A 25,151-nucleotide genomic window follows, 5' to 3' on the forward strand; every position below is an offset into this window, starting at 1 on the left:
CAACAATTTGAATCGATAAGAGGCGGTAATGCGTCAGACGAAAACCGGTATCCTGCTGGCAAACCTCGGTACTCCCGATGCCCCAACCCCCGAAGCCGTTAAGCGCTATCTGCGCCAGTTTTTAAGCGATCAACGCGTAGTCGATACGTCACCTGTGCTGTGGTGGCCACTGTTGCGCGGCGTTATTTTGCCGCTGCGTGCCCCGCGAGTGGCAAAACTGTACCAGTCAATCTGGATGGAAGACGGTTCCCCGCTGATGGTCTACAGCAAGGCGCAACAGCAGGCGCTGGCACAACGTTTGCCAAATACGCCTGTCGCGCTGGGGATGAGTTACGGTTCACCGTCGCTCGAAAGCGCAGTTGATGAGCTGCTGGCAAGCGGGGTAGAACACATAGTGGTGTTACCGCTGTACCCGCAATATTCCTGTTCGACGGTAGCGGCGGTCTGGGATGAACTGGCGCGCATCTTAGCGCGTAAACGCGGTATTCCTGGCGTCTCGTTTATTCGTGATTACGCCGATGACAGCAGCTACATTGATGCGCTGGCCAAGAGCGCCCGGGATTCATTTGCTCAGCATGGCGAACCTGATTTACTGCTGCTCTCCTACCACGGCATTCCGCAGCGCTACGCCGATGAAGGCGATGACTACCCGCAGCGCTGTCGCGATACCACCCGTGAGCTGGTTTCAGCGCTTGGTCTGCCGCCGGAAAAAGTCATGATGACCTTCCAGTCTCGCTTTGGCCGCGAACCATGGCTGACGCCGTATACCGACGAAACGTTAAAAATGCTGGCGGAGAAAGGGACCCGACATATCCAGGTTATGTGTCCGGGCTTTGCGGCCGATTGCCTCGAAACGCTGGAAGAGATAGCGGTACAAAATCGGGAGATTTTCCTCGAGGCTGGCGGTAAGCAATATGAGTATATCCCGGCGCTGAACGCCACGCCGGAACATATCGAAATGATGGTCAATCTGACTGCAGCTTACCGTTAAAGCTGTGCCCTGAAGTAACGCGCGCCCTCCCGCAACGCATCGTCGGCGGTTTTCATCATCCGCGAATAGTGCAGGAAGGCGTGCAGCGTGCCGGGGTACATTTTGTACTGGCAGGGCTGCTGATGCGTCTGTAGCGTCTGGAATAATAAGCGGCTATCGTCAATCAGCGGATCAAACTCCGCGCCGGCAATAAAACACGGCGGTACATCGCGCGTCAGATCGTTATTAAACAGGCAATAATACGGTGACTCGCGATCGTCGGTGCTACGCAGGTACGCGTTTTCGTACATCTGCAAGTCCTCGCGGGTTAAACCATCCCACGCTCCGCCCATCAGCCGTCTGCTCAGTGAATCCTGCAGGCCGTAAAGCCCATACCACAACAGCACCCCAGCCACCTTGCCGCAGACAATGTGTTTATCCCGCAGCCACAGTGCGCTGGCCAGCGCCAGCATGGCCCCGGCGGAATCACCGGCAAAACCAATATGATCCACATTAAGGGAATAGTCGCCAGCGTGCTGATGAAAATACTGGCAAACGGCGACAATCTCTTCGATGGCTTGCGGGAAACGAGCTTCCGGCGACAGCGAATAGTCGATACCAATTACCGTGCACTGCGTATAGTGCGCCAGTAAGCGCATAATGCGATCGTGGGTATCCAGATTACCGAGAATAAAACCGCCGCCGTGCAGGTAATATAGCGTCGCCTGGCTATGGGGCTGCGGAGCGTAAATGCGTGTGGCAACGGGGCCGCACGCGGTAGAAATAACGCATTCACGGGTATTCATCTGTGGCGCATCGGCATTCCACAGCTGTCGTTCATGAATATAGTGTTGGCGCTGGGCCACGATGTCATCGGCAGCGGGCCACGGCGGCAAATCGTCGCGATGAAAATTCACCACGCTTTTCATTTCATCCGAAATTTTGTCGAGTACGGGGATCTTGTTTTCCGGCTTCATAAAACGCTCCTTGTGAAGGTGAGTTATTGTAGAAATTAATCCCGTTTAAACTGCGATCTCACCGTCCGATATTGAAACTCAGCGCCGCATCGCATGCGCAGCAGGGAATGTGCTACCATGCATCGCTCAGTTAACCACCCGTAAAATCGACCATGAAATTTCCCGGTAAACGCAAATCCAAACACTATTTTCCCGTCAGCGCGCGCGATCCGTTGCTGCAACAAATTCAGCCAGAAAATGAAACCAGCGCAGCCTGGGTGGTGGGTATTGACCAGACGCTGGTGGATATTGAAGCCAAAGTGGATGATGGCTTTGTAAAACGTTATGGATTAAGCGCCGGGCATTCTCTGGTGATTGCCGATGATGTCGCAGAAGCGCTCTATCAGGAGCTGGTGCGTGAAAATTTGATCACCCATCAGTTTGCGGGCGGTACTATCGGTAACACGATGCACAACTACTCCGTGCTGGCGGATGACCGCTCGGTGCTGCTGGGCGTGATGTGCAGCAATATCGAGATTGGCAGCTATGCGTACCGCTATTTATGCAATACCTCCAGCCGTACCGATCTGAACTATCTGCAAGGCGTTAATGGACCGATTGGCCGCTGCTTTACGCTGATTGGCGAGTCAGGTGAGCGTACCTTCGCGATCAGCCCAGGGCATATGAATAAGCTACGGGCAGATAGCATCCCTGAATCGGTGATTGCCGGAGCGTCCGCGCTGGTGCTGACGTCCTATCTGGTGCGCTGCGAGCCGGGCGAGCCGATGCCGGAAGCGACCATGAAGGCAATTGAATATGCTAAAAAACACAATGTGCCGGTGGTACTGACGCTGGGCACCAAATTCGTCATTGCCGATAACCCGCAGTGGTGGCAGGCGTTCCTTAAAGAGCATGTCTCTATTCTGGCGATGAATGAAGAAGAGGCCGAAGCGCTGACCGGCGAGAACGATCCGCTGCTGGCGTCCGACAAAGCGCTGGATTGGGTGGACCTGGTGCTGTGCACCGCGGGTCCGGCGGGTCTGTATATGGCGGGCTTTACGGAAGAAGAAGTTAAACGTAAAACCCAGCATCCGCTGCTGCCCGGGGCTATTGCCGAATTTAATCAGTACGAATTCAGCCGCGCCATGCGCCATAAAGACTGTATCAATCCGCTGCGCGTGTATTCGCACATTGCGCCGTATATGGGCGGGCCTGAAAAGATAATGAATACCAACGGCGCGGGTGACGGCGCGCTGGCGGCATTGCTGCATGATATCACCGCCAACAGCTATCACCGCAGTAACGTGCCTAACTCCAGCAAGCACAAGTTCACCTGGCTGACTTATTCGTCGCTAGCCCAGGTGTGTAAATATGCTAATCGCGTGAGTTATCAGGTGCTGAACCAGCATTCACCGCGCCTGACGCGCGGTTTGCCGGAACGTGAAGACAGTCTTGAGGAGTCTTACTGGGACCGTTAAATCAGGCACAGGCCGGATAAGCGACAGCGCTATCCGGCACGTACATTAACTGGCGGTAGCAACTTCACCGGCAGGCGGCGTTTCAATTAGCTCCAGCATGGTACGGGCGATTTCACGCTCACCCATGACGACCTGATTGGCGCCGCGTTCGGTAATATATTCCACCTCATCGTCATAATGCGCGCGGGCGATAATCTCAATCGACGGGCATTTCTCACGTGCAGAAGCGACAATTTCACCCGCTTCATAACCATTGGGAATGGTCAGCAACAGCCAGCGTGCGCAATCCAGATGCGCCAGATTCATAATCTCTTCGTTGGCGGCATTTCCCAGCACTGCGCGGATCCCGCGCTCGCGCAGTTCATCTACCCGGGTACGCGAGGTTTCGATAACCACCAGCGGGATCCCCGCAGCCATCAATTTCTCACCCAGCAGGCTACCGACACGACCAAAGCCAACCAACAGGGCGTGATTACAGATATCCACCGGAATTTGCTTCTCTTCTTCGATGGCTTCTTCCAGCGTCTGCTCTTCCAGCGTTTCTGTTTTGGCGAGGTATTTTTCTAACACCGCGAACAGCACCGGGTTAAGCATGATGGACAGGATTGCCCCGGCCAGCACCAGATTCTGTCCGGCCTGCGGCAGCAGGTTTAACGCCATTCCCAGACCCGCCAGGATAAAGGCAAATTCACCAATCTGCGCCAGGCTGGTGGCAATGGTGAGCGCCGTACGTTGGGAGTGTCCAAACAGGCGCACCAGGAAATAGGCAGCAAGGGATTTACCAAAGATAATAATCGCCAGCGTGCCCAGCACCGCCAGCGGCTGCTGGATCAGGACTAACGGATCGAACAGCATCCCGACGGAAACGAAGAACAGTACGGCGAACGCATCGCGCAGCGGCAGGGTGTCATGCGCCGCACGGTGACTCAGTTCCGATTCATTCAGCACCATACCGGCGAAGAACGCGCCCAGCGCAAAGGAGACGTCGAACAACTCTACAGCGCCAAAGGCGATACCTAATGCGAGGGCGAGGACCGACAGGGTAAACAGTTCACGTGAACCGGTAGCGGCGCTGCGGGCCATAATCCATGGCACCAGGCGACGACCCACCAGCATCATAATCGCGATAAACGCCACCACCTTACCGATGGTTATGCCCATATCGACGGCCAGCGAGGCGAAGCCGACATCTTCTTTTTCCAGCATTCCGGCGACGGCTGGCAGGAGAACCAGCGTCAGTACCATCATCAGGTCTTCGACAATCAGCCAGCCGATGGCGATTTGCCCGCGCTGGCTGTCAATGAGCTGTCTTTCTTCAAGGGCACGCAGTAGCACCACGGTACTGGCGGTTGATAGACACAGACCAAACACGATCCCTACCATTAACGACCAGCCCATCACCGCTGAAAGCGCCATACCCAGCAGCGTTGCCACCGCTATCTGAGCAATCGCGCCGGGAATGGCGATAGCCTTTACCGCCATCAAATCTTTCAACGAAAAGTGCAACCCCACGCCGAACATCAGCAGGATTACGCCAAGCTCGGCCAGTTCAGGCGCTAACTTGGTATCCGCAACAAAACCAGGTGTAAATGGACCGGCCAGAACGCCCGCTAACAGATATCCCACCAGAGGAGAAATACGTAGTTTATTGGCAATCATGCCTAATATAAAAGCGAGCACAAGGCCGCCGACAATGGTGGTGATAAGCGGGGTGGCGTGATGCATTCCGTCTCCTTTGGTTGCTGTGATGATCCTGAAAACTCAAATTACGAGTAATAGTTTATGACAATTTTGATGTTTATGTTTATGAATAATTATTGAATTTTGAAGAAAACGGGATTTTAGGCGTAAAAAAGCACGGATCGGAAAAGTAAGGAGATATCTGAGAGGTAAAGGCTGATGGCAACTGTAAGTGATGACGGCCAAAATTTACTTTTGGCCGTCAGAAAATCAGGCTTTGTGTCGGTTATCAGGTAAGAATATGGTCAGTATCCCCAGAAGAGGCAGGAAAGCACATATTTTGTAGACCAAATCGATACTGGTATGGTCGGCTATCAGCCCTAACACCGCGGCTCCCAAGCCACCCATGCCGAAGGCAAAACCGAAAAATAGCCCAGAAACCATGCCGATACGCCCTGGAAGCAGCTCTTGTGCGTAGACCAGAATGGCAGAAAACGCCGATGCGAGGATAAAACCAATGATCACGGTTAAAATCCCGGTCCATTCCAGCGTTGCGTAGGGCAAAACGAGGGTAAATGGCGCTACACCGAGGATAGAGCCCCAAATAACATATTTTCTGCCAATTTTATCGCCTAATGGTCCACCAATCACCGTCCCGGCCGCGACGGCAAACAGGAAAGCAAACAGGTGAAACTGGGCATTTTGTACCGATAATCCGAATTTTTGCATCAGATAAAAGGTGTAATAGCTGCTGATGCTCGCCATATAGAAGTATTTGGAGAAAATCAGTACCAGCAGGATGCTTACCGCCAGCACCACTTTATTGCGCGGTAACGGATTTACGATGGCGACTTTCGGTTTTCCTTTACTCATCCGATGCTGCGCAGCGTACCAACGGCTGATTTGCGCCAGGACGACAATCGCTAATAACGCAGCCAGAACAAACCAGGCCACATTACCCTTACCATATGGCGCGATGATGACAGCCGCCAGCAAGGGGCCCAGAGAGCTACCGAAGTTGCCGCCAACCTGGAAAATTGACTGGGCCAGGCCGTGACGACCGCCGGAGGCCATTCGCGCCACGCGGGATGATTCCGGGTGAAACACCGAAGAGCCGGTGCCAACCAGCGCTGCGGCGAGCAACACCATATGGAAGCTGCCGGCCATGGCCAGCAAAACAAGTCCGCTCAGCGTGAAGCACATCCCAATGGGCAGCGACCACGGCATCGGGTATTTGTCCGTCCAGTAACCCACGACCGGTTGCAGCAGCGAGGAAGCAAGCTGGAAGGTCAGGGTAATCATACCTATCTGCATAAACGTCAGTGAGAACTCTGACTGCAACAGCGGATAAATCGCCAGGATCAGCGACTGGATCATATCGTTTAGCAGATGGGAGAGACTGATCGCGCCTAAAATGCCAAATGAGGTGCGTGCTTTAGCAACCGACGCTGACGCGCCAGCCACAGGCTGGGTTTGTTCACTTATTGCCATAGAAAGTCACTTCTGTTTGGGTTGCGATTATGAGGGTAATCTATTTTGTTATTATTACCTGACTAACATACCTGCGGAAGGTGTTTGAAGGAAGTCTCATTTCTGAAAACATTTTCGACTATTATTTCATATCATTGTAATTTCAGTCGTTGATTTTGGCTCAGGGAGAGAAATATGAAGTTTTTGAAACGGGGCGTGGCGCTGGCGTTATTAGCCGCATTTACGCTGGCAGGTCAGCCTGCGCAAGCGTACGAAAAAGATAAAACCTACAAAATTACCATTCTGCATACCAACGATCATCACGGTCACTTCTGGCGCAGTGAATACGGGGAATATGGACTGGCGGCGCAAAAAACGCTGGTGGACGGTATTCGTAAAGAGGTGGCTGAGGAGGGGGGAAGTGTACTGCTGCTTTCCGGTGGCGACATTAATACCGGCGTACCGGAGTCCGATCTGCAGGATGCGGAACCTGATTTTCGCGGGATGAATCTGATTGGCTACGACGCGATGGCGGTCGGAAACCACGAGTTTGATAATCCCATGACCGTTTTGCGTCAGCAGGAAAAATGGTCCAAATTCCCGTTTCTCTCGGCGAATATCTATCAGAAAAGCACTGGCGAACGTTTGTTTAAGCCGTGGGCCATCTTTAAGCGCCAGGATTTAAAAATAGCCGTACTCGGTTTAACCACTGACGATACGGCGAAAATTGGCAACCCCGAATTCTTTACCGATATTGAGTTCCGTAAACCTGCCGATGAAGCCAAACTGGTAATCCAGGAACTGAATATGGGGGAAAAGCCAGACATCATTATCGCGACCACCCATATGGGGCATTATGACAATGGCAATCACGGATCGAACGCCCCTGGCGATGTCGAAATGGCGCGCAGCCTGCCGGCGGGATCGCTGGCGATGATTGTCGGTGGTCACTCGCAGGATCCGGTGTGTATGGCTGCGGAAAACAAGAAGCAGGTTGATTACGTACCGGGTACGCCATGTGCGCCAGACAAGCAAAATGGGATCTGGATTGTGCAGGCGCATGAGTGGGGGAAATACGTGGGCCGGGCGGACTTTGAGTTCCGTAACGGCGAAATGAAAATGGTTAATTACCAGCTCATCCCTGTCAACCTGAAGAAAAAAGTGACCTGGGACAACGGTAAAAGTGAACGCGTACTCTACACCCCAGAAATAGCTGAAAATCAGCAAATGCTTTCGCTGCTGACGCCGTTCCAGAATAAGGGTAAAGCGCAGCTCGACGTGAAAATCGGTAGCGTCAATGCGCGCCTTGAAGGCGATCGGAGCAAAGTCCGTTTCGTGCAGACCAACATGGGGCATTTGCTGCTGGCTGCGCAAATGGCGCGAACCAGCGCTGATTTTGGCGTGATGAGCGGCGGCGGCATCCGTGATTCCATCGAAGGCGGTGATATCACCTATAAAAGCGTGCTGAAGGTACAGCCGTTTGGCAATATCGTGGTATACGCCGACATGAGCGGGAAAGAGGTGATTGACTATCTGACCGCCGTGGCGCAAATGAAGCCGGACTCCGGGGCCTATCCGCAGTTCGCCAACGTCAGCTTTGTGGCGAAAGACGGCAAGCTTAACGATTTGAAAATCAAAGGCGAACCCGTTGACCCAGCCAAAACCTATCGCATGGCAACGCTAAGCTTCAACGCGACCGGCGGCGATGGCTATCCGCGAATTGACAATAAGCCAGGCTATGTGAATACCGGGTTTATTGATGCGGAAGTGTTGAAAGAGTACGTGCAGAAGAACTCACCGCTGGATGCCAGCGCGTATGAGCCGAAGGGCGAAGTTACCTGGCAGTAACAGGGCGAAGTGCCGGATGGCGGTGCTGGCACCTTATCCGGCCTGCTGACTGTAAGAGTCTTCGGTTGTAGGCCTTAAAGCTGCGCGCCTTCAGGCATTCATTCTACAACCGCTTAATCACGGCGTGCGATGTCGGCGAATTTCGCATCCAGAATTTTCGCCAGATCGCCCGCTGCCAGTTCGATATCCAGCCCGCGTTTGCCACCGGAAATATAAATGGTGTCAAACGTTTGGGCGGGAGCATCGATCAGCGTCGGCAATCTTTTTTTCTGCCCCAGCGGGCTGATGCCGCCGACCAGATAGCCAGTGGTTCGTTGCGCAACCATTGGATCGGCCATATCGACTTTTTTGGCGCCTAATGCTTTGGCGACTTTTTTTAGATCTAATTGACCTGCCACCGGCGTAACGGCCACCGCCAGGTGCTTCATATCGCCATTCACGGCAACCAGCAGCGTTTTGTAAACCTGGTCCGCATTCAGACCTAGCTTGCGCACCACTTCGTCACCAAAGTTCGTCTCGGACGGATCGTGATCGTAGGTGTGGATCTGGAAAGAAATTTTGTTTTTTTCGAGTAATTTAACGGCGGGTGTCATAGCAATTTTCCTGGACCAGACAAAATACGACTCAAGCATACGCCTGATGTCTGTCTAAAAAATAGTACCATCTTGCGCAATAGTATTGGCAGGATGATGACTTTGAGCGACAATCGAACTACACCGACGCTTTAAGCGTTGGGATCATAATAATGATGAAATTCCTCTTTGACGGGCCAATAGAAATATTGGCCATTTTTTTTACCGTAACATCTCCGGCAAATTTCCTTCCCCATACAAATGCAGCGCGCCTACGGCCACGACATAGTGACCGGCGGGCATCGCTCTGAGTCGATCGCGCCAGGCTGCGTTACGCTGATGCATTAAAACGTCATACAGCGACTGGCTAAACGTATTGGGTAGCGTGAGTTCGCTATTGCGCGGCGGCGTTTTAAGCCACCAGCCCATCATCTGTTGGAGCAGTCTGGCATTGGTATGCCAGTGTGTCAGGGTATCGTCCAGTAGAGCCAGGCCGTTATCGGGCAGCTGGCATAACAGCTCGATTTGGCTGGATGCGCCTTCCAGTTCGATGACCGGTTTATGCGCCTGTTTTGCCGCATTCAGCAGTTGGTAATCAATCCCGTATTCCGCCCGCAGCCCCAGCTGTTGCGCCTGCGTTGCCTGTAATACCATGGCGATTTGCCACAACGGCTGGGTAGACAGCAGGGAAGGGGAAATCCCCAGTTCGCTGGTGACCTTGTGTAGATTGTCTAACTGCTCCGGGCTGATGCGCTCTTCAAGGGCGGCAAAGGTCGGAAGGTTGGCAAACGGCGCGTCGTCGCCGGAAACATCGGCTTCAACGATCAGCGCATCGGCACGCTTGAGCTTTTTGAGTAATTTGGCAGGCAGAGGCGCCATTTCGCGGCTGCCCATGTGAATGCTGCCTATCAGATGAAAATGGCGGTTGCCGGGCAAGGATATATCGATGGCAGGCCAGGTATAGGGGTTGCCGCGTAGCGCGGTGAAAAATGTTTTTACCCGGTACAACAGATCCATACGGCCTCCCTAAGTAGACTTCCATGCTAGCGCGTGGTCCAGGAAGGTGCAATGCGTGAATCGCCGGATGGCGATGCGAAATCCTCTTATCCGGCCTACAAAGTGCAGATAACATTGTAGGTCGGATAAGCGTGAGCGCCATACGGCAATGGGTTACTCTTTCGGTTTGAAGCGCAGCAGTCGGTTAGCGTTGCTCACCACGGTAATGGAGGAGAGCGCCATCGCCGCCCCGGCAACGACCGGGTTGAGCAGCGTTCCGGTGAACGGCCACAGGATCCCAGCGGCAACCGGAATACCGATGCTGTTATAGATAAACGCGCCGAGCAGATTCTGCTTCATATTACGCAGCGTTGCCCGGGAGATAGACAGCGCATCCGCCACGCCCATCAGACTATGGCGCATTAGCGTAATCGCGGCGGTTTCAATCGCCACATCGCTACCGCCACCCATGGCAATCCCTACATCAGCCTGAGCCAGCGCAGGCGCATCGTTGATCCCGTCCCCCACCATGGCAACCTGACGCCCCTGGCTTTGCAGACGCTTAATCGCCTCGGCTTTACCGTCCGGCAGAACGCCCGCAATCACCTCATCAATACCCGCCTCTTTGGCAATGGCGTTGGCGGTCGTTGGGTTGTCGCCGGTGAGCATCACCAGACGATACCCGGCGCGATGCAGACGCTGGAGCGCTGCCACGCTGTCGCTACGTAATGGATCACGTACTGCTAACAGAGCCGCCGCGTGACCATCAATCGCCAACAGGACCGGGGTTGAACCCTGGGAAGCCTGAGCGGTAATTTCAGCTTCCATTTCAGTGGTATCTACCTGCTGTTCATTGAGCAACGCCTGGTTGCCCAGCAGCAACGTATGACCTTCCGTCTCACCGCTGACGCCTAACCCACGCAGCGTACGGAAACCGTTGACCTGCGGCAGCGAGATATCACCGGCTCTGTCCAGAATCGCCCTGGCCAGCGGGTGGCTGGAACCCTGTTCAAGGGCTGCAGCCAGACGAATTGCCAGCGCTTCATCGGTGTTGCCAAACGTTTTGATGGCGACAACCTGCGGCTTGCCTTCCGTCAGCGTCCCGGTCTTATCAAACACGATGGTATCCAGCGTGCTGGCGCGCTGCAGCGCATCGGCATCACGTACCAGCACCCCAAACTCCGCGGCACGCCCAACGCCGGAAATAATCGACATCGGCGTTGCCAGACCCAGCGCACAAGGACAAGCAATAATCAGAACGGTGGTGGCAATCACCAACGTATAAACAATCTGCGGAGCCGGTCCAAAGAAATACCAGATAGCCGCACTGATCAGCGCAATGGCGACCACGACCGGAACGAACACCGAGGAGATGCGGTCGGCCAGTTTACCTATTTCCGGTTTACTGCTTTGCGCCTGGCGCACCATACGAATAATGCGTGACAGCGTGGTGTGGCTGCCAACGGCGCTGGCGCGGAACAGCACGCTGCCGTCCTGTACGACCGTACCGGCGTGGACGCTATCGCCTTCGCCTTTTTGTTGCGGAATCGGCTCACCGGTCAGCATGGCTTCATCCAGCCAGGCTTCGCCCTGAGTGATTTCGCCATCAACCGGAACGCGATCGCCGGTGGTCAGGCGCAGCAACATTCCCGCCTGAACATCTGCCAGCGGCACGTTCTTTTCACCTTCGTCGGTAACAACACGCGCGGTCGGCGGCGTCAGATCGAGCAATTTTTCCAGTGCTTTGGACGAGCGCTGGCGAGCCCGCGCTTCCAGCATGTGCCCGAGGTTAATCAGACCGATAATCATCGCACTGGCTTCATAATAGAGGTGTCGCGCTTCCATCGGGAACCATTGCGGCCAGAGGTTGACGCTCATGGAATAGAGCCATGCCACCCCCGTACCCAGCGCCACCAGCGTATCCATGGTCGCGGTGCCGTTCATCAGGCTTTTCCACGCATTGCGGTAAAAGTGACCGCCCGCGAAAACCATCACGGCAAGCGTTGCCAGACCAATCGCCAGCCACAGGCTGCGGTTGTCGTCACTCACCATCATGTTATCGCCAATCATTCCCCACACCATGACCGGAATACCCAGCAGCAGCGCGACGGCCGCCTGCCAGCGAAAACGTTTCATGGTTGCCACGGCGGTTTCTTGCTGACGTTCGCGACGCTTAGCATCATCTTCAATGGCTTCTGCGCCGTAACCTGCTTTCTCCACCGCTTTCACTAATTGGTCGGCGGACGCACTGCCCATTACCAGCGCAGTACGTTCCGCCAGATTTACCCGTGCCTGTGTGACACCCGGTACGTTTTGCAGAGCATCTTGTACGCGGATAACACAGCTGGCGCAGCTCATGCCGTTTAACAGCAACTGCTGGCTGTCGTCATCAGCCGTAGCTGCCGGAAGCTCGGAAGGGACCGCTGCCAGTGCTTCCGACGGGATTGATGACTCCGTCAGCGGTTTAGCCTTTGGGTGGCTTAACTCCGCGCCGTAACCGGCTTGTTTGATGGTTTCAATCAGCGCTTCTGCACTGGCGCTCCCGGTGATGTGCGCTTCAGTCACGGTGACATCTGCTTGTTCAACATCCGGACGTTGTTCCAGACTTTCTTTGACGCGTTTAACGCAGTGACCGCAGGACAATCCGTCCAGGGTCAGGTCGATGGTTTGAGACATAACACACTCCTTTATTACGGGATTAACTGACTGTGATAAAGGTTAAACCTTCCAGCAAGGGGAAGGTCAAGGGCGTTTTAAAAAAAGATGAAAAAGCAGGAAAAGGAGAAAAACGGGAACGTCAGGTCAGGACGTTCCCGGTCTGTTATTGATTGAGAACGATAAGCGGCGTTCGATGCTCCGGTTCATTCATCACTGTGAGATCGGCGCCGTACAGCGCATTTAGCGATGGTTGCAGCAGAACATCCTGTGGACGACCGTTATCAACTATCCTGCCGCGTTCCATCAATACCACGCGGTCAGCATAGCGCGCTGCAAGATTGAGATCGTGCAGGACGCAGCAGACGCTGAACTGTCGTTCACCTACCAGGCGACGCAGCAGACGAAAAAGATGCTGTTGGTGGTGAATATCCAGGGCAGAGGTGGGTTCATCGAGAAACAACCATTTTGGTCTGGGCTCGGGCTCCCAAAGCTGAACCAGCAGGCGCGCCAGTTGTACCCGTTGTTGTTCTCCTCCCGACAGATGCCGGTAATCGCGCGCGGCCAGCGCCTGGCAGTCGCACAGCGTCATGATGTGCTCCGTTTCATCGCCCGTGTTGCGCGTCCGATACGGATGCCTGCCCATGCGGATGACCTCCTGCACGCTAAACGGGAAGGCCATATGACTGTTCTGGCGCATCACAGCACGGGTTTTTGCCAGCTCGGTGATTGACCACTCGTTCAGCGGCTTGCCAAACAAGCTGCAACGTCCGCTATGGGGCTGCAGATAGCCCGTAAGCTGGCGGAGTAGCGTCGATTTTCCTGCCCCATTCGGGCCAAGAATCGCGATGATTTCTCCATCAGGTAGCGTCAGGGAAACGTCATCGGTCAGTCGTCTGCCCTGAATGTGGTAGACCAGATTTTCAGCGACGATCATGACACCCTCCGGCTACGCAGTATTAACCACAGGAAATACGGTCCACCGATCAGGCTGGTTATCAGGCCAACAGGCATTTCGGCAGGCTGAACAAGAGTGCGGGCCAGCGTATCGGCAATCAGAAGTAAACAGGCGCCGGCCAGCGTAGAGCAGGGAATCAACCAGCGATGATCGGCGCCGGTAGTCATTCTGATCAGATGTGGGATCACCAGGCCAATAAAGCCAATCACGCCGCTGACGGAAACGGCAGCGCCAACCAGGAGCGAGCTGAGCAACAGTAACTGCTGGCGCTTACGTTTGACGTTTACGCCGAGGTAATGCGCCTCTTCATCACCCAATTGCAGCAAATTAAGCGTTCCTGCCATACAGACGGTGACAGCAATGGCTGGAAGAACAAACGTGCTGGCAACCAGCAGCGTCGGCCATTGGGCCTGGCCGAGATTCCCCATCATCCACAGCGTAAGTTGACGTAGCTGCTGTTCGTCACCCACATAGCTCAGCACGCCAATAGCCGAACCGCACAGAGCATTGATAGCGATACCGGCTAACAGCAGTTGCATCATTCCGCCGTGGTTATGACGCTGGCTTATCAGAAAAATAATCGTGCAGACCACCATGCTGCCCGCGACGGCAAAAATCATCTGCTCATACAACACCAGCACCACGGGGAATGAAAAGGGGATAACTATCGCGATGCCGACCATCAGCGCGGAGCCGCTGCTGACGCCAAGCAGGCCGGGATCGGCCATTGGATTGCGAAAAAGCCCCTGCATAATGACCCCTGCCGTAGCCAGCGCAGCACCGACCAAAACGGCCAGCAGCACGCGGGGCAGGCGGATGTTCAACCAGATATCACGGTATTCGTCGTTGAACAGGGCGTTGAAGCTAATATTCAACGCCCCCTGACTGGCACCGAACAGCATCAGAGCGACCAGCAAGAGAGAAAGGCCCGTCAGAATGCTGACGGAAGAAAGCGAGTCCTTAAGCACGCAACGCTCCATAACGTCTTTGCGGCGCGAAGTTTCCGCGCCGCGAGGGGTTTACGCGGGTTTCAGTCCCGGCTCAACCAAACTGTAAATCTGGTTATTGAGTGCCGGCGCCGTGGCCAGTTCGTGAATGTGCCTGGCAACATCTGCGCGCATCACAAAGCCATGACACTCTTCGGCCTGTAATCGTTGCGCCAGGCCTGTGGCTTCACCGTTCAGCAAACCGCCGGGGCGGAGAATGGCGTAGTCCAATGGACTGGTTTGTAGCCAGCTTTCAGCCAACGATTTTTCCCGTACAGCCTGGCCAAATGCGGCCCTGGCGCGTGGGGACAAAAAGGCCCAACTGTCGCCACAGCCCAGGGAGGTGACCAGAATCATGCGTTTGATCTCAGCTTTTTCTGCTTCATCAATGACGGTTCTGTGCGCCAGATAATCCTGGGCACCGCCCATGGAGGAGATCACTGTGGCATGCTGACCCGCTGCGCGACAGGCGCAGGCGGTGACCTGGCTGTCGCAGGCATCGCCAATAAAGACCTGCACACCTTTTTCCTGCAGCCCGGCAGCGACCTGGGGATTGCGAACGACAGCAATCACCGGACGATGCTCCGCCAGCGCGAGTTCCAGCGTTTTCGCGCCGACGCCGCGACCACCTGCACCAAAAATGAGCCATGGAACCATCAGGCATGTTCCTTTAAAGATGAAGACAACGCGTGAAAGGCGCTGACCTGTTCGGCCAGTAGCTGTCGATGCTCATCGCGACCGAGGAAAATTTTGAACATAGCGCTACCCGCCTGGTTGAAGAAGAGAATGGACGCAGTGTCCATTCCCATAAATTTGCGTTCAATCAGGGCAATATGCGTGCAGTTTTCTGCCTTGATATGACCGGTCATGCCTTTTTTGCCGCGCAGGTTGAAGTAACCGTGGCGGTGGAACCCGGAAGGTAATTCACCGGTGAATTCCAGAATGACATCAGCAGTATGGACCAGGGTGGTGACTTTGCCCCATTCGCAGACGTTTTCCCAGACGGTATCAAATTGACTGCCGGAAACCAGCGTCGGGGAAGGGAGGTTTTTCACCACCTCCAGCAATGTAGTGTTGTACTGGGCGGCGATAGCTTCCAGCGTACCGTCCGGCTCAGTATTCAAAAAATCCTGTAAAGAGACATGGCTCATAATTCACTCCTTTTATGGTTGCTCTACCGCAATGCGCGGCGCGTTAAGTGCCTGAATCAGTTCATCAAGAGACTGCAAAATATTGCTCGCCCAAAAACGCCCTTCATTGGTCAGGCGTACACAGGTGCTGGCATCTCGCGTCAGTCCTGCGTGATGCCATTGGGTCAGTAGCGGGGCCAGTTTTTGTGCATGAGGTGTCAGCTCATCCAGCGGAACGCGGGCCGTCTCAATACCGGCCTGGAGAGTGTGTCGCCACTGGAAACCACGCTCGGCGGTGCGCATCATCATCATTAGCGGTTTTTTTCCGGCGGCGATAGATTCATGCCATGTATTCAGGTTGCGCTCGACCATCCAGGAATAGCCATTGACTGATCCTCCTGCCCCTGAGCCGAATGCCAGACAGTCTGCACCCTGTTTAATCAGCAGGTTGTACAGATTGCGTTCCCGTGTGGTGCGCGCCCAGTGGCTGTTGCTGATGCAGCGCCAGCCCGCGCTGTCCATGAAATCGCAGCCCTGAAGATAGAGATCGCGGCGTTCGGCGGGAGAGGGAACGGTTGTGCGCCCGGTTTCAACCGCTTTGCCTAGCGGTGTATTAGGGATCAGATTCAGCGCATAAAGATCTACGCCGTCGAGGCCGATGTCGCGGGCAATCGCCAGATCCTCGCCCCACTGTTTTGCGTCTTGTCCTGGCAGACCAAACAGCAGATCGCACACCACGGCGGCACGATCCCGTTTTACCAGTCCTTGCATAAAGGCTGTCGCGGTCGGGCCGTCCGAAGTACGCGCCATTTTCTTGCGGATTCGGCTGTTAAAAGACTGAATACCGATCGAAAATCGATTGGCGCCAGCGTCAAGGCAGGCATCGATTCGCGAATCGTCAAAATTGAGCACCCGTCCCTCAATGGTGATTTCGCAGTCCGGCGCCAGCGGCAGCTTGTCGCGCAGCGCGGTGATGATTCTGGCCAGATCCTGTGCAGACAGCGCAGAAGGCGTACCGCCGCCAAAATAGACGGCGTGAATGGGGGCCGACTGATGTAATGCGCTATCAGCTTCCATCTCTATTTCGCGCAACAGCGCGTTGGTGTAGCGGGTGCAGTTGTCTTCTTCAAACCGGTTTTGATAAAAACCGCAGAAAGTACAATGCGTTGCACAAAAAGGGATATGCAAGTACACCAGCCGTTTACGCGGCGGAGTTGGCTGGCTGATGACCTCCTGCCAGGTTTGTGACAATAGCTCTTTGGCAACCGGGATCGCCCCACGCCAGGGCATCGTGGCGCGGCGATCCTTAAATGGCTGACGTCCCTCTAGCGCAAAATGCGCGGTGAGATCCAGCGAGTGTTCAGTTTTCATTCTTCTTAATAAATCCAGTTAGTGAGGCCAGAATTGCTGGTGCAGGGCTTCAACCGCATCGGCGACGCGAGGCCCCATCCCCAGAATCAGCGCCTGGTCTACCGCCACAATGCGCTGGTTTTTCCAGGCTGCAGTGTGGGTAATACCGGCAATCGCGCTCAGGCGATCCAGACCGCCATCCACCATTTGCGACGTCACCACGATCACCTCCGGGTTTGCGGCGATCAGTGATTCCGCGCTGTAGCTTTTATACTGCTCATGGGTGGCGACATTTTGTGCGCCGGCGAGGGTCATAATGGCATCGGCAACGCTGCCTTTTCCGGCGACCTGCGGCGCGCTGCCGCCAGCGGAGAGAATGAACATGGCTTTGACCGGCGCGTTTTTCGCCGCCACGCTGTGCTGAACACGCTCCAGACGTTGCTGCAGGCGATTGACTAACGCCTCGCCTTGCTCAGGAATGTGCAGTGTTGTAGCCAGTTCTCGAATGTTGGCGTACATCTGTTCGACGGTGGCCGGCACGCGTGGCAACGTCACGACGTTAACCTTTTGCGCTCGCAGCTGATCCAAGACGATTTGGGGACCAGCATCCTGCCAGGTGATAAAGCTGTCCGGATGTAGCGATAAAATGCCCTCGCTGCTTAACTGCTTCCAGTAGCCGATATGCGGGAGTGCGGCAGTTTCAGGCGGATACGAGGTGGTTTCATCAACGCCGACCACCCGGTTGCCGACGCCCATGGCGTATATCAGTTCGCTAAGCGAGCCGCCCGCCACCACCAGGCGGTCGGCGGACTGGGCATTGAAAACGCAGGCGAGGCTCAGTAAGCCAATCATGAGTTTTTTCATTGTCAGAAATTCCACGCAAAGCCAACGGCGGCATTGAAACCAGCGTCTGGAATAGATTCATGCGCGGTTCTGTAACGCTTGTCGGTCAGGTTGTTGAGCGCGAGGTTGACCTGATATTGATCCTGCGGACCGAACTCGGTGTTAAATGCGAGGTTAAGTGTGGCCCAGCCTGGGTAGTTGATTTCCGTGGTGCCGGTATTATCTTTGGCGCTGGACGCCGCGCGGATAAAGACATCGGACGTCAGATTAGCGACGTTCATCAACCAGGTATGTTTCAAGCCGACGCGGCCGGTCAGCGTGGGTTCGCCGGTATCCCAGGTTTTAAGGGTATTGCCTTCGTACTGACGGCGAATGAGATTACCGCTCAGGTAAGGTGAAACCGCCCAGCCGTTGTATTCTGCGGTGAGTTCCATGCCCCAGGTTTTGGCCCGATCGATGTTGTCGTAGTAGTAATAGCCGCCCCGTGAAGAGGTGGTATTACCGTTGCATACGGGTTGACCTGAACAGGCCAGGCTGGCGATATAGTCTTTGGCTTCGGAGTAATAAATGGCGCCGTCAATCAGCCACATATTCCCTTTATACCGTGCGCCCAGCTCATAGTTATTCGAGTGTTCCGCCTTCAGGTTTGGGTTGCCGTAGGTCACGCTGCCGCCTGCGGACGTCTGCATAAATAGCTGAGTCAGCGTGGGGAAGACATAGCCCTGGGCATATGCAGCCCGGAGTTCAAGATCTTTAAAACCGGAATAGCGTAGGCTGGTTGAGGTCACCAGTTCATCATCGTGAACGGAATTTCCTCCGGTGGATTGCCAGGTGCTGCCGCTGCTTTGCAGGGTTTGCGTATCGTTGCGATTGAGCTTCGAAGACAGCCAGTACTGGCGTGCGCCCACGGTCCACGTCCAGTCATCGGCAAAGCGCCAGTCGTTTTGCGCGAACAATGAGGTGTTGCTTTGCTCCGCTTCGTTGTATGACAGGGTACGGGTTTGCGTATCGAAGAAGCCGGTAGCTGCGGTCTGGCGCGTACTGCCGTCCGCGTCCTGTTTTATTTTGTCATGCTGATATTGAGTGCCAATCACCAGCTCGTTGTTAGCGGGAAGGGTGAAATTGCCCTGCAGCGTTACCCCCTGGGTATACTGTTTGTCGTTGGTATTGGTTTGATTGTTTATCGTCAGCGCTTTAATCGCCGGGCTGGGGATTATCTGGGTCGTTTTGACCCGGTTTTCAAATTTGCGCTCTATTGTCTGGCTGTATGCGTCAAGATGGATTTTCTTCAGGTAATCCCCGTCAGCCGCATAGTCGTAGAAAAGACCGATTTTCTCGCGTTCCAGCTTAGGTATTTTGACGCTAAAGTCGTCGAACTGGCCCTCTGGATCGTCAAACCAGGTTTGAGTAGACAGTTTGTAACGATCGAGGGAAAGTCCGATTTTGTGGCGATCGAAGTTGTAGCCGAGCCACACGCCCTGGCCGTTATTACGGAAATTGGTGTCGGGCAATCTTCCGTCAGGCGTATCGCGGTCCCCCTGGTCGGAATAGCTGCCATTGATGCGGTAGTCAAAGTTTCCGATGCTGCCCCAGGCCGCAGCTGATTCTTCCCATCCTGCCGTTGCGGAGTTATAGACGGCCTTAACGCTGCCGCCGAGAGGCTTATCGCCGCCTTTTTTGGTAATAAAGTTTACGACGCCGCCAATCGCCTGCGAACCATAGAGGACAGAGTAAGGGCCTTTGACCACTTCAATCCGTTCCAGCGCGGATTCGTCAATCAGCAAACCGGCCCCGTAGTTTTGCCCGGCGCGCTGGTAGCTGACGACCTGGCCGTCTATCAAAATCAGCACCCGCGAAGAGGCTTCGCCACGAATACGGATTTGTTTCCGGCCAGCGAGGGCGTTATCGGTGACTTCAACGCCGGGAATATCTTGTAAATCATCAGCAATAGAAACGCTGGTGGAGTTTTGCAGCGTCTGGCGATCGATAACCTGAATGGTTGCCGGGCTATCCCAGAGACTACTTTCAGAGCGGTTAGCCGTGACGATCACCGTATCATCGCCGGGCGTTGATACGTGTGTTGTAGAGGTAGCTGCAGAAACAGCGCCGGACATGCATAATGTCAGGGCTGAAAGAATAAATGGCCTTTGGTTAATCCGTGGCAACATAAGGGAACCTTTATTGAATGTAAATGATCATCATTATCATTCGCGTTTATATATAAAATTGTTTCCCTTTGTTCAATATGAAAGATGTAGAATCAATGCATCTTTTGATTTGAGTCAATTTTGTGCGGTCAACAAATACTGAAATGTGATCTGTGTCGCGTATAACAATGTGAATCAAAAGGATTTATTCATTTCTTTATTGGCTGAAAATGTGCAGGTCACTCGGGTAAATGATTACGGCAATCTGGGCTATAATGTGGCTCAGCACCAACAAGCACCGCGGGGGAAAAGTGAATATTAGCGATGTTGCGAAAAAAACCGGTTTAACCAGCAAAGCCATTCGCTTTTATGAAGAGAAAGGACTGGTGACGCCGCCGCTGCGTAGTGACAATGGCTATCGCACTTACAACCAACAGCATCTGAATGAACTGACGTTGCTGCGTCAGGCGCGCCAGGTTGGTTTTAACCTGGAAGAGTGCGGCGAGCTGGTAAACTTATTTAACGATCCGGCGCGTCATAGCGCGGATGTGAAAAAGCGTACGTTAGAAAAAGTGGCGGACATTGAGCGGCATATCAGTGAGCTGCAGGCCATGCGCTTGCATTTGCTGGCGCTGGCGGACAGTTGCCCGGGCGATGACAGCGCCGAATGTCCAATCATGGATAATCTCTCCGGCTGCTGCCATCACCAGGCGAAGGCTTAACGGCGAGAAGGATTAAGCATAAATACCACCGTACCGCGATACCACGGGGATTTCTCAAGCTGCGCTTCAGCCTGAGGGTCCCTGCTACCGTTTTGTACCAGTCCCAGCTTAAACGGAATGCGCAGGCGAGCGAGCGCAGGCAGATACGCCTGATAATTTGTTACCGTGTGACGGCCCTGATAGCTCTGCACCACCAGTTCATCGACCGCCAGCGCGTTCAACGTGGCGACGTCGCCCGTTTTTGCCCAATCCAGTAATCCGGTTACGCCAAGTGCAAATTCGGTGGGTAACCTCTGGCGCAACTGCTGTAGAAAGTGCGCGTAGTCGGCAAGCTGATGGGTCGCCGCGTCAAAATCAACCTGCAGGCCGACAACGTGATTCCCGGCGGCCTGCCAGCGTTGCATCAACCGTATGATACGCGCCGGGATTTCCTCCGATACGTCGAGCGTGGTAAAGCGTACGGTCAGCCAGATTGACGGAAAAGACAGACGGCTGACCGGCAGTCCGAGACGCTGGAAAACCACATTACCCGAACGAACCAGCACCTCGCCCTGATGCAGATAGACCGTTTGCGCGTTTTTCAGCTCGTCACTGGCCTTCACTCCGGACCACAGCCAGAAGGCGGGATGCTCACGGGCGGCGACGATATCCGCCGCCTGTGCCTGGCCCAGCAGCAGTGCGGTTACCAGTAGTATTTGAGTTTTTGCGCCCACGGGCTTCCCGGATACTGCGTTTTCAGTTGGGTGAACCAGCCCTTACGCTGCAGTTTATCCACTTCCTCGCCGCCGCACTCGTTAGCGCCTGAAGGCGCATAGCACATGATGGCGCGATACAACGCGAAGCTCTTATCTTCGACTTCAGCGGTGGGCGAGGTGATTACCTGCTGATAGTAGCTTTGTCTGTCGAACTGGCCGAAGGGTTTCTTGCGCGAGATTGCTGATTCAAGCACGTCATTGCCAGCGCTGTTTTTCCACAGATCAACATGCGTTTGCGTGGTGCGGAAGAATTCGCCTAAGCAGTTCAATGCGTGGGCATCATCCGCTTTTTTGCTCAATACCGTTACCGTTTCATTGAGGCTGCGACACGTATAGCCCGCCTGCGCCGCGTCGCCATTCCAGTCGAATATGCTCAGGTTAACGTCAGCAAATGCTTCGCCAATGACCGGAGGCGTAATCGCGCTGGCCAGTTTTTTGTCATTCAGCCAGTCGCCAAAGCGATCCTCAGTAAGATCCCGCACCAGCAGCGTATGCAGGGCGATGGTACGCTCTTCGTTATTCGGACCGTGGACGGCCTGCTGACGCAGCAGTTCAGGCGTGGCCTGTGTTTTTAGCACCTGCGAGCGAAAGCGCAGGTTGGTCACGGTACTTTCTGGGGCAAAAACTGCCTCCACGTCGCCGCTATAAACCAGCGTCGCAGCGAGCTTAGCCTGCACATACTGCTGCTGTTCGTTGTCCTGACTAAGTTTTAACAACTGCTGCCAGAAATCACGCGCCGCGCTCCAGTTCTTCTGGCCCATCAGCGCTTCGCCGTACAGCACCTGTTCGCTGAAGGCGAGAGTATCGTGAGCGGCAAGTTTCTGCGCTGGCGTAACTGCCTGAATAATTGCCGCGTAGTTGCCCGTTGCCTGCCACAGATTCAGTTGCAGATCGCGCCAAAGCGGCAATTTTTGGCTCTGTTCAAACACCGGCTTGCTGGCGTCGAGTTGTTCCTGGGTTAATGTCAGTTTGTAATCACTATTCAAACGCAGCGCGCGCAGCAGTTCGATATAGCTGACCAGCGGCGCGTCGGGGAAGGCCTCCACCACGGGTCCTTCAAAGAATTGCATACCGAATACATTATCGTATTCGATAACGATTTCACGCAGTTGCTGTGCGTCAGCCGACTGCTGGAGCGTCTGCTCATACAACCCGGCCAACTGCGGCCACGCCTGTAAATACCAGTTTATGCGACGCAACATACCGCGGGTGGAATTGGCGTAGAGTCCTTCCGGCCAGCGTTGCAAATAGTTCTGCGCCTCTTTTTGCGCCTGAGCGGCGTCTTTAAGTTTGATATTGTCGATATTAAATTCGCCGTACTGCCCGTCGCTAAACTTACTGCTTTTGTTCAGTGCTGTGCGCATCAACATGTATTGCGCGGTTTCCATCAGCCAGGGGGAGCCGTTGTGCAACACGATGGTAAAGTCTTGCTCGGCCCCTTCGTAATTTTGATCGTAAAAATGCGCGGCACCGGTCAGATACGTTTTGTACAGAAGTGAAGTCGAATCAGCCGGAAGTGCAGCAAGGGACTCGGCGATCTGTTCTTTGGTCGCGCGCCCCCATAAATCCAGGCGCGCTTGCGCAAGTAATCGGCGCTGGTCGATATTTAACGTCTCGTCCGTCATCAGCGCAGCGATAAACTCGCTTACGCTCTGGCGATTATTCGAAACATAACGGTTTTCCAGGTCGGCATCATAGCCGTTTTGTTTGGCAAATAGCGGAGGTTCGATTTCCAGAACAGCCAGTTGCTGACTCAGAGTGGTATCTTCACTTTGCACCGGGGCAACCGCTGGCTGCGGGACAGCCTCATCCCATTGTGGGTGATACGCAAAATAGAAATCGCGGGAGCGGGTGATATCCGCTGGCATCGACTGCACCGGCAGAACAAATGATTTTTCCTGACTCAGCAGCCGCAGCAGGTTGTCGCGGCTGTCGTTTTCAGGGTTAAAGGTCGGCGTGCCTTTCAGCAGGCAGCTGTCGTCGCTCCATTTACAGTCTTCCATATCGAAAGAGGCGAGTGCCTGCGGGGCGGCGGTCAGTAATGTGCAAAGGGCAAAGGCAAGGGGTGTCTTCCTGACCATAGTCTTATTTCCTGTCTTTTTAGTGTGATACCGCTTTAATAATCAGGGTAATTCCCTCAACGGCAATGACTTCAACCTGCGTTCCTGCGCTCAAATCGTCGCGGGCGCTAACGGGCCAGGAGCTGTCGCCGACGCGCATATGTCCGCGGCCATTGACCAGGGCGGTTTCCAGAATAAATCGACGGCCAACCAGCTGCTGTCCGCGCTGGTTCAGATGGCTGTCGGCGGGTTTCTGCTCCTGAACGCGCCTTGCCAGCCACTTCCACCACAGCCAGGCCGCCAGCAGGGTGAGGGCGGCGAACATCGCCCCCTGCCACGCCCAGTCAAGCGGGACGAGCCACACCACCAGGCCAGTAATTACCGCCGCCACGCCGCTCCACAGCAGATAGCCGTTACCGCCCAGCATCTCGGCGGCGAGGAGCAAACCGCCGAGGCTGAGCCAGAAGATGTGCGGGTGCACCAGAATCATCGCTATCATGATTTTTTCCGCTCGCTGGCGCTGTCCTTAACCAGTTCGGCGATCCCGGCAATGGAGCCCATTAGGCTGCTGGCATCCAGCGGCATCATCACCACTTTGCTGTTATTCGACGAACCGATATGTTGCAGCGCTTCGGTGTATTTCTGCGCCACGAAGTAGTTCACGGCCTGAATATCCCCGGCGGCAATGGCCTCAGAAACCATCTGCGTTGCACGGGCTTCTGCTTCTGCGGAACGTTCACGCGCTTCAGCCTGTAAAAACGCGGACTGACGTTCACCTTCCGCTTTGAGGATTTTCGACTGCTTTTCACCTTCGGCCTTGACGATTTCCGCCTGACGGATCCCTTCTGCTTCAAGAATGTAGGCGCGTTTTGTTCGTTCGGCTTTCATCTGTGCGTTCATGGCGTCGATAAGCTCAGCCGGAGGACGGACGTCGCGGATCTCAATACGGGTGATTTTGATGCCCCAGGGATTGGTGGCCTCATCAACGATGTGCAGCAGGCGCGTGTTGATGTTGTCGCGTTGGGAGAGCATTTCATCGAGTTCCATCGAGCCGAGAACGGTACGAATGTTGGTCATGGTCAGGTTGATGATCGCCAGTTCCAGGTTGCTGACTTCATAAGCCGCTTTCGGCGCGTCGATCACCTGAATAAAGCACACGGCATCAATCGCGACGTTGGCGTTATCTTTGGAGATGACTTCCTGAGAGGGGATATCAAGCACCTGTTCCATCATGTTGATCTTACGACCAATGCGGTCCATGAACGGTACAACAAGGCTTAAACCCGGCTGCAGGGTTTTGGTGTAACGGCCAAAACGCTCTACCGTCCACTGGTATCCCTGCGGGACGATTTTGACGCCTGCGCCGACGATGACCAGCGCGACAAAAATAAGAATAGGAATAAAAATGAGCATTGATGAAACCTCCTGTTGTGCTGTCCTTTACTGCCTCATTAGTCAAATTATACCCGATTAATCAAGGTGGCTCCCCTATAATAAAATACAGGAATATACCCTTCATACTTCAAGCTGCATGTGCGTTAGCTACGTTACTCGGCCCATCCTTGGGCCTCGCCC

Annotated in this window: 21 protein-coding genes; 4 read left to right on the top strand and 17 right to left on the bottom strand. The window is 54.5% G+C overall.

The window, feature by feature from the left end; all coding sequences use genetic code 11:
- The first annotated feature begins 28 nt into the window (after window positions 1-28).
- Complete coding sequence (hemH, locus tag OGV94_RS15755; RefSeq protein WP_047412996.1) at window positions 29-991, top strand: ferrochelatase; 963 nt, start codon at window positions 29-31, stop codon at window positions 989-991.
- Here the strand turns inward: hemH and aes are convergent.
- Window positions 988-1,947, bottom strand: coding sequence for an acetyl esterase (aes, locus tag OGV94_RS15760; RefSeq protein WP_075145058.1), 960 nt, complete (start codon window positions 1,945-1,947; stop codon window positions 988-990). The genes hemH and aes overlap by 4 nt on opposite strands.
- Before the next feature lie 152 nt (window positions 1,948-2,099).
- Here aes and gsk point away from each other — a divergent pair, with 152 nt between their 5' ends.
- On the top strand, window positions 2,100-3,404 hold the full coding sequence (gene gsk / locus OGV94_RS15765; RefSeq protein WP_043015427.1) for an inosine/guanosine kinase: 1,305 nt from the start codon (window positions 2,100-2,102) through the stop codon (window positions 3,402-3,404).
- A 45-nt stretch (window positions 3,405-3,449) separates the two neighbouring features.
- Here the strand turns inward: gsk and ybaL are convergent, their stop codons facing one another.
- A complete protein-coding gene (ybaL, locus tag OGV94_RS15770) occupies window positions 3,450-5,129 on the bottom strand; it encodes a YbaL family putative K(+) efflux transporter (protein ID WP_043015428.1) in 1,680 nt (559 codons plus the stop codon).
- Between the two features lie 225 nt (window positions 5,130-5,354).
- Complete coding sequence (fsr, locus tag OGV94_RS15775; protein ID WP_100194054.1) at window positions 5,355-6,575, bottom strand: fosmidomycin MFS transporter; 1,221 nt, start codon at window positions 6,573-6,575, stop codon at window positions 5,355-5,357.
- A gap of 174 nt (window positions 6,576-6,749) precedes the next feature.
- On the opposite strand from fsr, the gene ushA reads away from it, so the two are divergent.
- Window positions 6,750-8,402 carry a bifunctional UDP-sugar hydrolase/5'-nucleotidase UshA gene (ushA, locus tag OGV94_RS15780; protein ID WP_043015430.1) on the top strand — a complete coding sequence of 551 codons (1,653 nt, stop codon included), beginning with the start codon at window positions 6,750-6,752 and terminating at the stop codon, window positions 8,400-8,402.
- 113 nt (window positions 8,403-8,515) lie between these two features.
- On the opposite strand, the gene ybaK is transcribed toward ushA, so the two are convergent.
- From ybaK to OGV94_RS15830, 10 genes are all read right to left on the bottom strand, one after another.
- The gene (gene ybaK / locus OGV94_RS15785; protein WP_043015431.1) at window positions 8,516-8,995 is read right to left on the bottom strand and encodes a Cys-tRNA(Pro)/Cys-tRNA(Cys) deacylase YbaK; all 480 of its coding nucleotides are present in this window, start codon (window positions 8,993-8,995) and stop codon (window positions 8,516-8,518) included.
- Window positions 8,996-9,196: 201 nt separating this feature from the next.
- Window positions 9,197-9,991 carry a TraB/GumN family protein gene (locus OGV94_RS15790; RefSeq protein ID WP_075145056.1) on the bottom strand — a complete coding sequence of 265 codons (795 nt, stop codon included), beginning with the start codon at window positions 9,989-9,991 and terminating at the stop codon, window positions 9,197-9,199.
- A 153-nt stretch (window positions 9,992-10,144) separates the two neighbouring features.
- The gene (gene copA / locus OGV94_RS15795; protein WP_043015433.1) at window positions 10,145-12,646 is read right to left on the bottom strand and encodes a copper-exporting P-type ATPase CopA; all 2,502 of its coding nucleotides are present in this window, start codon (window positions 12,644-12,646) and stop codon (window positions 10,145-10,147) included.
- Window positions 12,647-12,791: 145 nt separating this feature from the next.
- The gene (locus tag OGV94_RS15800; RefSeq protein WP_047412979.1) at window positions 12,792-13,562 is read right to left on the bottom strand and encodes a heme ABC transporter ATP-binding protein; all 771 of its coding nucleotides are present in this window, start codon (window positions 13,560-13,562) and stop codon (window positions 12,792-12,794) included.
- On the bottom strand, window positions 13,559-14,551 hold the full coding sequence (locus OGV94_RS15805) for a FecCD family ABC transporter permease (protein ID WP_213731971.1): 993 nt from the start codon (window positions 14,549-14,551) through the stop codon (window positions 13,559-13,561). The genes OGV94_RS15800 and OGV94_RS15805 overlap by 4 nt, the downstream gene beginning before the upstream one ends.
- 51 nt (window positions 14,552-14,602) lie before the next feature.
- Window positions 14,603-15,226 carry an anaerobilin reductase gene (chuY, locus tag OGV94_RS15810; protein WP_172862791.1) on the bottom strand — a complete coding sequence of 208 codons (624 nt, stop codon included), beginning with the start codon at window positions 15,224-15,226 and terminating at the stop codon, window positions 14,603-14,605.
- Window positions 15,226-15,720, bottom strand: a complete 495-nt coding sequence (hutX, locus tag OGV94_RS15815) for a heme utilization cystosolic carrier protein HutX (protein WP_181634020.1) — start codon at window positions 15,718-15,720, stop codon at window positions 15,226-15,228. Before hutX ends, chuY begins: the two co-directional genes overlap by 1 nt.
- A 12-nt stretch (window positions 15,721-15,732) precedes the next feature.
- Entirely contained in the window at window positions 15,733-17,070 is a 1,338-nt protein-coding gene (gene hutW, locus OGV94_RS15820; RefSeq protein ID WP_193144613.1) for a heme anaerobic degradation radical SAM methyltransferase ChuW/HutW, read from the bottom strand.
- Between the two features lie 18 nt (window positions 17,071-17,088).
- Window positions 17,089-17,913, bottom strand: coding sequence for a heme/hemin ABC transporter substrate-binding protein (locus tag OGV94_RS15825; RefSeq protein WP_043015439.1), 825 nt, complete (start codon window positions 17,911-17,913; stop codon window positions 17,089-17,091).
- Window positions 17,914-17,915: 2 nt separating this feature from the next.
- Window positions 17,916-20,060 carry a TonB-dependent receptor plug domain-containing protein gene (locus tag OGV94_RS15830; protein ID WP_227093241.1) on the bottom strand — a complete coding sequence of 715 codons (2,145 nt, stop codon included), beginning with the start codon at window positions 20,058-20,060 and terminating at the stop codon, window positions 17,916-17,918.
- Window positions 20,061-20,350: 290 nt separating this feature from the next.
- On the opposite strand from OGV94_RS15830, the gene cueR reads away from it, so the two are divergent.
- Window positions 20,351-20,761, top strand: coding sequence for a Cu(I)-responsive transcriptional regulator (gene cueR, locus OGV94_RS15835; protein ID WP_043017858.1), 411 nt, complete (start codon window positions 20,351-20,353; stop codon window positions 20,759-20,761).
- Here the strand turns inward: cueR and OGV94_RS15840 are convergent.
- The 4 genes from OGV94_RS15840 to OGV94_RS15855 are packed head-to-tail and all read right to left on the bottom strand — an operon-like array spanning window position 20,758 to window position 24,989.
- Window positions 20,758-21,474: a DUF3142 domain-containing protein gene (locus OGV94_RS15840; protein ID WP_227093242.1), complete on the bottom strand. Its 717-nt coding sequence runs from the start codon at window positions 21,472-21,474 to the stop codon at window positions 20,758-20,760. The two genes, cueR and OGV94_RS15840, sit on opposite strands and share 4 nt — an antisense overlap.
- Window positions 21,444-23,597: a PA5441 family protein gene (locus OGV94_RS15845; protein ID WP_227093243.1), complete on the bottom strand. Its 2,154-nt coding sequence runs from the start codon at window positions 23,595-23,597 to the stop codon at window positions 21,444-21,446. Before OGV94_RS15845 ends, OGV94_RS15840 begins: the two co-directional genes overlap by 31 nt.
- A 19-nt stretch (window positions 23,598-23,616) precedes the next feature.
- Entirely contained in the window at window positions 23,617-24,075 is a 459-nt protein-coding gene (locus OGV94_RS15850; protein WP_043015443.1) for an NfeD family protein, read from the bottom strand.
- Window positions 24,072-24,989 (bottom strand): SPFH domain-containing protein, encoded by a 918-nt coding sequence (locus tag OGV94_RS15855; RefSeq protein WP_003021835.1) that lies wholly within the window; start codon window positions 24,987-24,989, stop codon window positions 24,072-24,074. Before OGV94_RS15855 ends, OGV94_RS15850 begins: the two co-directional genes overlap by 4 nt.
- Window positions 24,990-25,151 lie beyond the last annotated feature (162 nt).

The sequence above is a fragment of the Citrobacter sp. Ce006 genome, from assembly GCF_030336535.1.
Taxonomy (GTDB): Bacteria; Pseudomonadota; Gammaproteobacteria; order Enterobacterales; family Enterobacteriaceae; genus Citrobacter; species Citrobacter europaeus.